The sequence below is a fragment of the Exiguobacterium profundum genome (assembly GCF_042652865.1).
Classification (GTDB): domain Bacteria; phylum Bacillota; class Bacilli; order Exiguobacteriales; family Exiguobacteriaceae; genus Exiguobacterium; species Exiguobacterium profundum.
Map to the genome: position 1 here is coordinate 1,610,627 of NZ_JBHSHG010000001.1, position 12,596 is coordinate 1,623,222.

The 12,596-nt window shown below is 47.6% G+C and carries 13 protein-coding genes; 3 read left to right on the forward strand and 10 right to left on the reverse strand.

What is annotated here, in order from left to right; translation table 11 throughout:
• Nucleotides 1-15: 15 nt before the first annotated feature.
• The 5 genes from ACFO4U_RS08230 to ACFO4U_RS08250 all read right to left on the reverse strand — a co-directional run bounded on the left by ACFO4U_RS08230 (nt 16) and on the right by ACFO4U_RS08250 (nt 3,767).
• Nucleotides 16-2,745: a hypothetical protein gene (locus ACFO4U_RS08230; protein ID WP_215243667.1), complete on the reverse strand. Its 2,730-nt coding sequence runs from the start codon at nt 2,743-2,745 to the stop codon at nt 16-18.
• A gap of 124 nt (nt 2,746-2,869) precedes the next feature.
• A complete protein-coding gene (locus ACFO4U_RS08235) occupies nt 2,870-3,082 on the reverse strand; it encodes a DUF2922 family protein (protein WP_074035953.1) in 213 nt (70 codons plus the stop codon).
• A gap of 27 nt (nt 3,083-3,109) precedes the next feature.
• A complete protein-coding gene (locus ACFO4U_RS08240; protein WP_159562870.1) occupies nt 3,110-3,322 on the reverse strand; it encodes a hypothetical protein in 213 nt (70 codons plus the stop codon).
• A 26-nt stretch (nt 3,323-3,348) separates the two neighbouring features.
• A complete protein-coding gene (locus tag ACFO4U_RS08245; RefSeq protein ID WP_074035951.1) occupies nt 3,349-3,489 on the reverse strand; it encodes a YvrJ family protein in 141 nt (46 codons plus the stop codon).
• Nucleotides 3,490-3,557: 68 nt separating this feature from the next.
• On the reverse strand, nt 3,558-3,767 hold the full coding sequence (locus tag ACFO4U_RS08250) for a hypothetical protein (RefSeq protein ID WP_012727210.1): 210 nt from the start codon (nt 3,765-3,767) through the stop codon (nt 3,558-3,560).
• Between the two features lie 322 nt (nt 3,768-4,089).
• Between ACFO4U_RS08250 and ACFO4U_RS08255 the strand changes: the two genes are divergently transcribed.
• The gene (locus ACFO4U_RS08255) at nt 4,090-4,515 is read left to right on the forward strand and encodes a MerR family transcriptional regulator (RefSeq protein WP_074035947.1); all 426 of its coding nucleotides are present in this window, start codon (nt 4,090-4,092) and stop codon (nt 4,513-4,515) included.
• Between the two features lie 69 nt (nt 4,516-4,584).
• Here ACFO4U_RS08255 and ACFO4U_RS08260 read toward each other — a convergent pair whose 3' ends face one another.
• The 3 genes from ACFO4U_RS08260 to ACFO4U_RS08270 are packed head-to-tail and all read right to left on the reverse strand — an operon-like array spanning nt 4,585 to nt 7,522.
• Complete coding sequence (locus tag ACFO4U_RS08260) at nt 4,585-4,929, reverse strand: YxeA family protein (RefSeq protein ID WP_074035945.1); 345 nt, start codon at nt 4,927-4,929, stop codon at nt 4,585-4,587.
• Nucleotides 4,930-4,941: 12 nt separating this feature from the next.
• The gene (locus ACFO4U_RS08265) at nt 4,942-6,774 is read right to left on the reverse strand and encodes an ABC transporter permease (protein WP_215243666.1); all 1,833 of its coding nucleotides are present in this window, start codon (nt 6,772-6,774) and stop codon (nt 4,942-4,944) included.
• Nucleotides 6,761-7,522 carry an ABC transporter ATP-binding protein gene (locus ACFO4U_RS08270; protein WP_159562873.1) on the reverse strand — a complete coding sequence of 254 codons (762 nt, stop codon included), beginning with the start codon at nt 7,520-7,522 and terminating at the stop codon, nt 6,761-6,763. Before ACFO4U_RS08270 ends, ACFO4U_RS08265 begins: the two co-directional genes overlap by 14 nt.
• A gap of 106 nt (nt 7,523-7,628) precedes the next feature.
• On the opposite strand from ACFO4U_RS08270, the gene ACFO4U_RS08275 reads away from it, so the two are divergent.
• Together ACFO4U_RS08275 and ACFO4U_RS08280 are read left to right on the forward strand one after the other, a co-directional pair.
• Nucleotides 7,629-8,318 (forward strand): response regulator transcription factor, encoded by a 690-nt coding sequence (locus ACFO4U_RS08275; protein ID WP_074035939.1) that lies wholly within the window; start codon nt 7,629-7,631, stop codon nt 8,316-8,318.
• A gap of 12 nt (nt 8,319-8,330) precedes the next feature.
• Nucleotides 8,331-9,704, forward strand: coding sequence for a sensor histidine kinase (locus ACFO4U_RS08280; RefSeq protein ID WP_306462364.1), 1,374 nt, complete (start codon nt 8,331-8,333; stop codon nt 9,702-9,704).
• Nucleotides 9,705-9,798: 94 nt separating this feature from the next.
• On the opposite strand, the gene ACFO4U_RS08285 is transcribed toward ACFO4U_RS08280, so the two are convergent.
• Both ACFO4U_RS08285 and ACFO4U_RS08290 read right to left on the reverse strand, forming a co-directional pair.
• Nucleotides 9,799-10,452: a hypothetical protein gene (locus ACFO4U_RS08285; RefSeq protein ID WP_214815688.1), complete on the reverse strand. Its 654-nt coding sequence runs from the start codon at nt 10,450-10,452 to the stop codon at nt 9,799-9,801.
• Nucleotides 10,453-10,533: 81 nt separating this feature from the next.
• Nucleotides 10,534-12,381 (reverse strand): sensor domain-containing phosphodiesterase, encoded by a 1,848-nt coding sequence (locus ACFO4U_RS08290; protein ID WP_215243665.1) that lies wholly within the window; start codon nt 12,379-12,381, stop codon nt 10,534-10,536.
• Nucleotides 12,382-12,596: the final 215 nt, after the last annotated feature.

Genomic DNA, 12,596 nt, shown 5'->3' on the forward strand with positions numbered 1-12,596 from the left:
TCACCTTCTGACTATTCAATACACAGATTTCGTTGTTTGATTCGTTCGATTCGCAGGCGTCACGACTTTGAATGTCAGTTTCGACCCACGTCGCTGCGTTCCGATATAGACGTTGGTCGTCGTCGAGCCGATGGACTTTTTGGCGACTAACTTACTGCCGTTGTAGACATATAGCGTGCCATACGGGACGTTCGTTCGCACCGCTACTGATTTTGTCGTCGAACGGATGGTCCCTGTGCTGATTGTCGGACGAATCCCCGACTTAACCACAACTGATTTCGCGTCACGATGAATACCCGACTTCGCCTCGAAATAGAGTTTCGTTCCAGCACGAGGACGGCTGAACGTGAGCGTGTAGGACCCATTTGCATTCGATTTTGTTGTCGCGATGACTTTCGAGCCATTCTTTAACGTCACGGTCGCGTTCGGTAGTGTCTTCCCGACCCGTTTCGTCTGTTCGTCCGTCAACGTCACCGATGGGATTGTCGCACTTGGTAGCCTATACGTTAGCGTCTTTCGTTTCGATCCGTATGAAGATTCGATGATGACTGTTGTTCCCGGTTTTGCCGAAATATGATATCGATTCGTCCCGACAACGCGAGTATAGAGTACGACTCCGTTTGAGATGAAATTGATATCCGTATTTGGATCGTGTGCCAACGTGAACGTCGCGGATGAAGACGTGAGGAGAACATCTTTCACCGTCAATACTTTTGGTGTGTCACTCGTCACTTTTTTCTCTAGCGTTTGGGTAAGTTCTGGACGAAAACTCGCAACAAGTTTAATTGTCTGGCCTTCGCGTAGCGGTTCTTTCAAGTTGATGACGTTGAGACCTTTCGTCAGGCGTTTCGCCGATTCGGATCTACCGTTACGAGAAACAGCGAGAACCGGGTCTAACTTGTCGTTAAATACGGTAATCGTCGTGTCACCTGTTTTTGGTGGTTTTGTCCACGTAAAAGATGGCATCGGATAGTCTTTCGTAACGTAGACCATCTCGTAAGGACGTTCTTGTCCAAGGACACGGAAAAAGATCCGGTATGACCAGGGTTGGTCAGAACTGTATGTCGTCAATTGCGCCACACCGTGTTCATCCGCCTGAACTTCTTTCACTTCAAATGCTGTTTTCGAATTTAATTGTCTTACTTCCACTTTTGCGTGAGGTTCTGTCTGGATAGAGACCCCTTCCATTCGAGTGTCTGTCAGAACTTTTGTTGGATTGTTGATTACCGGCTGTCCAAGCATAAATCTCTTTTTGACAGACGCTTCTGTTGCTTGACGGTAATCCCATGCATCAGAAACATATAGCTCGATTGTTTGATTTCCTTCGATGATTCCATTCGAGAGCTTGAAGCGACCAGTCTCGTCTGCTTGAACGGGACTCGAACACGTAGCAAACGATGCTTTTTCACACGAAAGATATACGGTCGCATTCGGTGCCGTCATTCCGCTAATCTCCCCGACTGCTCCGTATTCGAACGAGGTGTCGACTTGAAGCGGAAGTTGTTTGACTGGTTTGAACGACTTCCAATGGTCCAGCATGGCAAAGCTGACCTTAGCGGAGAACGATTGATCAAATGATGGAATCGTATAGCCTTCCGCGAACGATTGTGCCGACTCGACTTGTGTCACATCCGTCGGCAATTCAGCAACAGGCACCTTATGCTCGATCCCATCAACGGTTGTGATGGTCGCCATGAGTTGATATGCATGATTCAGCCACGTATGCCCCTCCTCCGAGTTGCCAGTAGCTTTCAACCACGTGTACATTTCTTTCGGTTTTTGCCCGAAACGTTCGATTGACAACAACCACTGGTCGTCTTGCACGAAATACCCATTCTCGATTAAATCGAACTCGCTATTCGTGTTGCGCGTGCGCAAGCTCGTCTCCGTGATGCGACCTTCCGCCAAATCAATCGTGACCATCGAATCATCAAACGTCACACCATAGTAAATCCCATCGTGATAGACCAATGACGTGAGATCGTAGTGGACCTGCCCGTTCAAATTGAGCGTTTGAATCGTTCGGGTTGCGAAATCGTAGACGTATAAATGATTGGATCCTTTCATAAAGAGTCGATCGGTCTTCGACTCAAAATCGATGGACAACGATTCATTCGGATACGTCGTTTTTCCTAATTCTTCTCCCGTGTCGAGTGAGAAGTGTGTGATCGACTTGTCGGACGTGTTGAATGCAATCAATTCATCAAGATTCGTCCCTAATATCAGACTTTGTCCCGAAATGAGCGGGTAAGTCCTTTTGACCGTTCCTTTCATATCCGTCAACGCCCACTCGCCTTTGTACGAATCACGCCAGAGCATCACGTCTCGACTGGCATCATACGATACGAGGTACGCCCGATGTGGTGATTCCAAGGAGTCGATTCGAGACGTCGTTCCGTCTCGTTGGATACGGATGAGAGGTTGGTCATATTGCGGAACGGCAATCCATTCCTGTCTGTCTAAACTCGCAATCCACGAGCGAACACCTCCGTAGCTCCCTTCGTCACCAGATGAATGCGTCGTTAAGTCCCCGGGATAGTCAATGATAACGGTGGACTGATTATTCGGGTCATGCAGGCGCGTCTTCCCGTTCAGATAGTCTAGATAAAATGGTGACTGCGGGATGACTTTAATTGATTGTTCAAGTTTCGTCCCGGTTTCGATGACAGAAGCAGCCAACGCCTCCTGCTTTGGCAACATAAGCAACATCATCATCAGCATGATGGCATATAGATATCGTTTCAACTTTTTACAAACCCTTCCTTATTTTATTTATTTTTTGCTTCTTTTAATATAATTGTTAATTATGATTTTTGAAAGATAATTATGTAAATAAAAAGAAGCATCGCCATGGCGATGCTTCTTGACCTTACTTTTCACTCAATACGGTCTGCGTACCTTCAATCATCTTGATTTCGGTCCACTCCATCACGTTCTTTGCGAGCGGATCGTTGGCGACCATGAAGTCAGCAAGCGCTTCTACTTTTTGGGCTTCGACCGGTTGTTTCACGTTATTCAAGCGGAAGCGTACGACCTTGTGGAATGCATCTAAAAATGAGATTTCAAGTTTCGTGTCAGTCATGGGTTATTCTCCTCCTTAAGATGTGGGTTAGACTAAATCGTATTCACGGACGATGCCGAGGTCTGCTCCCTCTTGAATGACGAGATCAATCAAGAGACGACCGAACGCATCAATCGTATCTGCCGTCAGGTCGGCACGAATCGGACCGAACCGTTGTGCTTTTTTCGTCGGTTTTGCTGTTTGTACGTCATGATGCGTCGTCAAAACGAACGTTGCTTTCTTCTCTGTTAAGACAGCCATGGGGGATGGCTCCTTTCAATAGGGGATTAGGTTTCTGATGCGGTCGAGGTATCCATTCGTTCGAGCAGCTGGATCATACGATCGAGCTTCGTCTCAATCCGATGAAGCAAATAGAGCGAGACAACGATAGGGAACCCCAAATTTGAGATGAGTTCGGGCCAACTCATGTGACCACCTGCTCATCGTGCCGAGGATTGGCAGCGGGACGAGTGAGGTTCTTCATAAGTCCTCCCTGTTAATACACTAGAAATTCTTGGGCCACGACGTAGTTGGCGGATTCCACATCAATCAGTGCCTTGATCAAGTCACCAAACTGTTTCATCCGCGCTTCATCCATCCGACTTCCAAGCGGTCCATAGCGGACGAGTTGCTTTTTCTCTTTGCCGTCGAGTTGTCGCCGGGTGTCCAAATAAAGCATCGTCGCCGTTTCTCGATATGCTGCCATCTGTCTCACCTCCTTCGTCCTTATTAACCGCTTACAAAGTCGAAGTGCTCATTCTATTTTTCTATAACAATAAGTGACGATAGTCCTAAACTATCTGAATATTTATTCATTTTTCAATTTCTGTCTACTTTTCTTGAGTTTTCATATTAAGTAGGGTATCTTAATCTTCGGCAGACAGCATTCAAAAATACGTCAAAAGTACCATGATTTATTCCCCACATTTGAAAAAACTGTAAGTTAAATTCTTGTAAATGGGGTACGATACGTAGGAGGGCATTTTTTTGAATTTCACTAGTCAGTCTTGAAGAAGGAGACATACACGATGAACAGCCTAGACCTCGCAAGCTTTGCCTCAATTCCTTCCGCTCAACACGACTTCGACCAAGCCGACCTGACGTTTTCAGCGACCGAATGGGATACATACCGACCGGAACAGGGAAAACTAATTTCGTATAAAGAGCAGCATCTAATGGTCTATCCGCTCAAAGAATTGAGTCGCGCCTTTAGCGTGGCCGGCATCCCACGCAGCCAACAGCAATTGATCAAATGGGAAACAGATGGCGTCTTGCCACCGACCCCATTTACGTTCGGCCGGAAGCGATTCTATACGGAAAATCAGATTCGTACCATCGTCGACATCGCACTGGAATGCGGATTGCGTCCACGAACACATGTGAAGAAAACAAACTTCTCTGAATTGGCGCATCATGAACTAACGTACATACTCAAACTTGAACTCCATGCCTAGGAAACTCCTCTCGTCTGAGTAGGCAAAAAAAAATCATTCGTCATGATGTTCGTGACGAATGATTTTTTTTTACAACTTCTCAATGACTGGACGAGGAAGCTCTTCCCGTTTCACTTCGTCGTACGAAGTCACGGTATCTTCATCTTTGACATAAAGACGTAAGAACGCCCCCTCCCGAAGTTCTTTCCCGGCGGTAAAGGTGACTTCTTTCTGGTCACCTTCCTCCGTGAACGCGGATTGTGTATAAATGTAACGCTTCATCACATCGCCGTTCTCGAGCGTCGTCTCTTCTACATCCGTCGCTCCTCCGATTTCAACGAAAAGGTTATCCTTCCCAATCCGATTCCAATCCACCTGCGTTAATCCAACGACCAATACAATCGCAACAATTGCAATTCCAATCCATTTTTTCATATTTTTCTCTCCTTATCGAATCGCCGTCATGAAGCGGCGAACTGTGATGCCATAATAGACCGCATAAATGGTCGTATAGACGCCCATCCACGCGAGAACCGGTATCGTGAAATTCATGCTCAACAAGTTTGAAAACGCGATGAGCGCCACGGTCGCATGAAGAATCCCGAGCGCGAACGGGGCGAGAAATACGACGATGATCTGTTGGCGCACCGTCCGGCGCACGTCCCGATCGGATATCCCGATTTTCTGTAATATCGCATACTTCGCCCGGTCATCCTCTGCCTCCGTCATCGTCTTGAAGAAAATGACGCTACCTGTTGCAACGAGAAAGACGAGCCCAAGGAATGTCCCGACAAAGAGGAGCGCCCCGTTCATTGCCATCGTCTCGGCGTACACGTCCGGTGCACTCGAGAACGATTCAAGCCCGAGTCCCGCTAGACGCTCAGACTGTTCGCGCTGATCTTTGAACGACTCCGTGAGGGCAACGTGATACGTCTCGCTCGGCTCCGTCATCGTTTTGAACATGTCGTCGGCGACGACGAGGAACGACCCGCCGAACGTCATCACGTTGAGCGGTGATTCTTCAAGACGCGTCGACACGTCAACCGTCTGTCCTGACAGTTCGACCGATTCAAGATTCTCCGAGTAACGTTCGTCATAGAACGGGTCGACCCATACGACCTCATCCTGTCTGAACGGTGCCGGCTCTGCCACGCCGAGACCTTGCAGAAGATGGCGATATGTCGATTCATCGATGACCCCGAGCTCACGCTCTCCGTATTGCGCTTCCGTCCGAATCGTCTTTTGTTCGACACTTGATTCGAACGTCGCTCCGTTCACCTCGACCGCATCCCCTTTCCAGGCATACGTGTATGGTGTATAAGAGGCGACATTCTCTTCCGCGTAGTAGTAGACGCTAAAGATGGCACCTCCTGCCGTAATTGCTGTCGCGCTGATGATGCTGATCAACGTGAGCGTCTTCGCGTTCCCGCGAATGCGATAGAGGAGCTGTGACGTCGTCAACAAATTGAGTCGTTTCCACGACCAACGTTCGTTCCCTTTCAACCATGTCAATGCGAAAATCAAGACACTGTGAAAAAGAAGCGCAGACCCGATGACACTCAATCCGATAATGAGAAGCGGCATCGCGAGTCCGAGCATTCGCCATAGCGATGACGTCATCAAATCTTGGAGCGCGAGCCAGTACGCCGCTCCAATCGTGAGCACACCTGTGAGTGCGACCCATCCTTTCGCCGTCGGAACTCCTTCCCCACTCTTATCCGCATGGAACAAGTCAATCAACTTGAAGCGATAGATGACGCGGTACCCTTGGAATGATGTGAAAAGGAAAATAGCAAGAAAGACAAGGAACGTCTCGATGAATGCCGACGCAGAGAAAGCGAATCCGATGTTCAAGTCACTGTCCATCAATCGCATCAACAGTTGCAAAAGCGCATTCGACCCGAACAGGCCGAGCACGATTCCAACGACCAAGGACACCGCTCCAATGACGATATTCTCAAACAAGAGCAAGAGTCCAATCTGTTTCTTTCGGACCCCGAGTAATGAGTAGAGCCCGACCTCTCGCTTACGTCCTCTCAAAAAGAAGGCGTTCGAGTAGGCGATAAACAAAGCGACGAACAACATGAGGATGAACGTCGACGTGCTCATCAACCCGCTGATCTTTTGCGATGTTTCCGCAAGCGCACTGATTTCATGACTGTGCTTGAGTGTCGCGAACGTGAAGTAGATGACGATGGAAAAGATGGTCGTCCCGACATAGAGTGCGTATCGCGACAGATTCCGTACGACGTTTTTCTTAGCGAGCTCAAATAGCGTCATCGACCGCACCGCCTTTCGCGAGCTCCTCGAGGATTGATTGGTAGAATGCGTCTCGTGAGGCGTTGCCGCGAATGAGCTCTTTCTTCAACTGTCCGTCTTGAATATAGAGGACTCGGCGGCAAAAACTTGCGGCGAAGGCGTCATGCGTCACCATCATGATGGTCGTCTCCGCTTCATTCAACCGAGCGAGGGTATCTAAGAGATCGGTCGCCGACTTCGAGTCGAGCGCACCAGTCGGCTCATCGGCAAAGATGAGTTTCGGGTCCGAGATGAGCGCCCGACAAACAGCCGTCCGTTGTTTCTGTCCGCCTGAGATTTGATACGGGTACTGCTCGAGGATTCCTTCGAGTCCGAATCGTTTCGCTAACCGTTCGACCTTTGCGCGTGTCTCATGAACCGGCGTCTTCGAGACGGCGAGCGGGAGCAACATGTTTTCCCGGACCGTCAATGAATCGAGCAAGTTATAGTCCTGAAAGATGAATCCAAGATGGTCACGTCGGAAATCGGCAAGAGCCTCCTCATTCATCGCCGCAATGTCATCGCCTTCGACTAAAATCTCACCCGACGTCGGTGTATCGATTGTCGCGAGGACGTTGAGCAACGTCGATTTCCCAGCCCCGGACGGCCCCATGATTCCAACGAACTCGCCATGTTCAATGGTGAAGGAGACGTCATCGAGCGCTCGAAACGTCGCGTCCCCTTTCCCGTATGTCTTTTGAATCGCTTTTACTTGTAATAATGTTTCCATGTTCAGCACCTCTTTCTGTCCCTTACATTACGCCCTCTGTCTTAACTCCAACTCACGCGTACCTTACAAAATCCTTACGTGATATGCTTAGAAAGAGGTGATGACGATGGAACAGCCACGGATTCTCATCGTGGATGATGAACAAGATTTATGTATATTGATTCAACGCGCGCTTGAAAAAGAAGGATTTCATGAGATTCGGACCGCTCACACATTGAAAGACGGATTTGATGTCTTCGAGACGTTCCGCCCTCACTTGGCGATCTTAGACGTTATGTTACCGGACGGTGAAGGCTATCAGCTCTGCCAACAGATGCGAGCGCAGTCCAACATCCCGATCCTCTTTCTCTCTGCCAAATCGGAAGAGGTCGATAAACTGCTCGGTCTCGCCATCGGTGGAGATGACTACATCACGAAGCCGTTCAGTCCAAAAGAAGTGGCATTCCGTGTAAAGGCTCAGCTCCGACGGGTTTCAATGATGGAAGCACCAATGCCTGAGACGACGACCGTCGGCCCCTTTCAAATGAATGAAGACGAGACAGAAGTGTATGTGAACGGGGAACGATTGGAGTTGACGGCTAAAGAAGTCGGTCTTCTCGCCTGCTTTTTACGCAACCCGAACCGGATTCTCAGCAAGGAGACGCTCTTCACGCAAGTGTGGGGTGAGTCATTCTTCGGATCCGACAACACGGTCATGGTACACATCCGACGTCTCCGTGAAAAAGTCGAACCGAATCCATCTGATCCGACATATATCAAGACGGTCAAGGGACTTGGCTATCGGCTGACGGTATAAGGAGCGATCATGATGAAATGGAAACTGACCGGTCGCTATTTGTTGTCGATTCTCCTTATTGTCGCGCTCGTCGTCTTCTTGAACATTACAATCTTATTCGGCCTCCTTATCAATGATCGAACGGGACTTGATGATGTCGAGAGCAACGCCGGGGAGACCTTCACCCGAAACTTCAGCACCTATGTATCGCTTGAGGACGGTGAACCCGTTGTGTCAGAAGCCGGGCGGGAAGCTCTTCGCCAAACGGGTGCATTCGTCCGCTTTTTAGATGAGACGGGACGTGTCGTCAGCGAGGTCGATGCCCCGAGTGGATTACCAGACGCCTATTCTCCAATCGAATTGATTCAAATGTATAAATATATGGATGATGACCTCCGACTCTACTTCATCGGGGAGTATGAATCGTACAGTTATCTCATCGGTGTGCCGGAGGCAAATGAGCGTCGGGTGCTCTTTATGTTAGACGAACAGGCAGTCCTTTCGTATATCACGAAGGCGTTCTTCTGGATTCTAGTTGTCGATTTACTTGTCGCCGCCTTGATCGGTTTATTGTTCAGTTCACGATTGACGCGCCCTGTATATCGCTTGACCGAACGGATTCAACAGCTGAAGCAACGTGATTTTTCGACTACCGAACCGAAGCAGTCAGGGATTTACCGTCCTGTTTTCTATGATTTGAATGCCGTCTCACAGACACTTAAAACGTATGAACGTCAGCGCGAAGAACTCGAAGAACGTCGAAAAGAGTGGATGAGCAACGTATCGCACGACCTGAAGACCCCGCTCGCCTCCATCCAAGGCTACGCCGAACTACTTGATGATGATTCGTTAGATGACACCGAGCACAGACAATACGTACATGTGATTGAACGACAGGCTAAGTATATGAAGGAACTGCTCGACGATTTCAATTTGACGATGCGTCTGCAACACGGCGATTTCCCACTTACGCTCGAAGAGACAAACCTCGAGCCGTTCGTTCGTGAGCTCGTCATCGACGTGTTGAACGATTCTCGCTTTGGGGAGCGTCACATCGAGTTTGAGGCTACTCAAGCAGCGACCGTCTCGCTCGATCGTCACTTTATGAAGCGAGCCTTGCTCAACTTCTTGTATAATGCTCTTCTCCATAATGACGATTCGGTGCACGTGACGGTCCACATCGAGGGTGACGTCGTGACGATTGGAGATGATGGAAATGGGATTGCAGAATCCGAATTGCCCTATATCTTTGAACGCTATTACCGAGGCACGAATACAGACGACGCACGCGGGAGTGGTCTCGGCATGGCCATCTCACGGGACATCATCGAAGCCCACGGCGGGAAAATAGAAGTCGACAGTGCACCGGGACACGGCACCACAATTCGAATCACATTCATGCCATAGCAAAAGGGACGCTCAGGCGTCCTTTGCAGACTATAGACAAAAAAGCACCTACTTCATTTCAACGCGAATAAAGTAGATGCTTTTCTTTTTATATTTAAAAAGGCAGAAACGACAGGATGCCAGTTTCTTTAAAAATGAAGAATATGATAACCGTAGAAACCGTTAAAATGATTCGACGTTCTGTTATCTTAAAAAATATTGAATAAAGCACAACCGCAGTCACAAGATTAAATCCACTTTGAATATCGATACCAAAGTAGTGAATACGTACTTGAGCTGCTTCAGTATTAAATAAGAGATCTGGAAGAAAATAGTAGCCTTGTTTGAATAGAAAGGCAGTAGGTATTGAACCTAAAATAGCTGCGCCTATCCCTCTTTTACCGGCATTCCAAATGATTAACGCATAGACAGAGGATAGGACTGCGATAGTTAGCCATATTCCAAATAGTTGATAAGGTAAGAATCCTAAGTTCAAATAGAACATTAGGTAATAAGCTAAAACTGTGGAAACAAGCAAAATAATCGAATGAATGGAAGCGTTTAATCGTGACTTGCTAAACACAGCTACTAATGTCACTAGGAATAGCCAAAACTCAAGTGTAGTATCAAAATCAATCAAAGGGGAACTACTCGCATATTGATCTAAGCATCCCAAGAAAATTCCCAATAACCCTAACAAGATATAATTCTTGAATTGGCTAAAAAAAGTAATTTCATGAGTTGACTGTTGTGGCGTTGAGCTATTCATATGTATTTGAGTCCCCAATCTAAACTTTAGGTAAGTTATAAGAGTGAAAGATATTGATATATACAATTCTAAAAGGGACGCTCAGGCGTCCCTTTTCTGTGTCGTATAGTCAACAATCCATTCTTCAAGTTCTTCAAGCGGTAACGGTCTAGAGAAATAATATCCTTGCATCTCGTCACAGCCGAGTTCGCGTAACGCGTTCCACTGCTCAGGCGTCTCGACGCCTTCGCACACCGTCTTCAAGTTCAAGCCACGTGCCAGATCGACAATCGATTCGACGATGACGTTGCCGGTCGGGTCATTCTCAGTCACTTGAATGAACTGGCGATCGATTTTGATCTCATGAATCGGATAGTGCTTCAAGTAGACGAACGCCGAGAACCCTGTCCCGAAGTCGTCAATCGAGATGGAAAAACCTTCTTCTCGGAATGCAACAAAACGATCGATGACGTGCTTCTGGTTCTCCATCCCGACGCTTTCCGTGATTTCTAAGGTCAAATAACTCGTACTGACCCCTTCTTCCCGTGCGATTTGGGCAAACTTTTCGACGACCCCTTCGGATAAGAAGTGACGCGCCGATAAATTGAGGGCGAGTTCATACCGGTCTCCCCGTTCATGCCAACGTTTGAGTTGGCGACAAGCCGTCACGAACGCCCATTCCTCTAAGTCGATGATGACACCCGTTGATTCGGCAAGCGGAATGAAGTCGAGCGGCGGCACGAGACCTCGCTCTGGGTGATTCCAGCGCATCAACCCTTCAAACCCTTTCAGTTTACCTGAGGAAGCATTCACTTTCGGTTGGAAATACAGTTCAAACTGACCTGATATCACACCAGTACGTAAATTCATCTCTAACAAGAGTCTCTCAGATGCTTCTTGCGCCATGGCCTCTTCAAAAAACTTGATGACCCCACGTTTCTCATCTGATTGACCTGCAACGACACGTGTTGTATGAATCATATCCAAAGTAGATCGACTTTCATGTTCAATGGAGATGAATGCGCTCGTCGTCAGTACAACGTCTAATTCATTGACTCGATATGGCGCACGCGTCACTTGCTCGCATAAATGTTCTGCAAACGAACGTATTTTCCTCCGTTCCCCATAAGGTACCCAAATGACAAATCCCGATTGCGAGGTACGTGCCATCCTAGATTCATCGATTACTGCTCGTAGTCGTTTCGCCATTTCTTTCACGATCAAATTCGATGTTTCGGTTCCAATCGCATCCTCAATAGACCGAAAATCATCTGCTCGAATATATAAAACTGCTCCTAAAAACCCTCTCGCTTGTTGACGTAATTGATCGACTTCCTCGACAAATGCATATTTGTTCATCAAACCTGTCAGTTCGTCCGTGTAGGCTAACTGATGAATCCGTTCATCCACAAGCTGCCGGTCAAGCCGGAAGTACAGGATGGCAATAAAATCCGCAAGTGTACTCACAATCAATTCCTCAAGATAGTTCCACTTCCGAGGCAGAAACGTCTCGCAACAAATCACACCTGTGGCACGATTGTTTGCATAAATCGGAGCATCTAGCATGGAGTACACACGCTTTCCTTCTACGAAGTACTCTTTGTACAAGTCCTTCACCCATGGATGACTGCGAACATCCTCAAACGAAAGGATTCGCTCTGTTTGAAGCGCATCAAAATAGTCAGGCGCGAGTTCACGATGGACCGTCAACTTCGGATGATGTGTCCCTGATTCGTGAGAATAAGCGACTTGACATGAAATAGATCGATGCGATGTATCAAAATGCCAGATCGAGACTGTATCGACTGCCAACATATCGGCGACAATCTCACACATATACAGAATTGCCTCCTGCACCGTTTCTCCCGTTACAATCGGCATCCGTACGAGCGCGAACAGTTTCTCTTGATGTTTACGATATACTCGGTTTGAAAAGTTGTTCTCGATCATCAGTCTGCTACCTCACCCATTTAAATTTGACCTAATGATAGCATGAATCATCCGATACAGCGTTTTCCAAAATTCAACAGAGAGTCAATGCTTGCTTCGTTTTTAAATAAACAGAATTTGAATTTATTCCCATTTATAAATTATTGACCTCCTTTTTAAGAAAGTGGTGTGAATTGACCCTTTGTCCCATTGATTGTCCTTTTCCTCTCACCGTA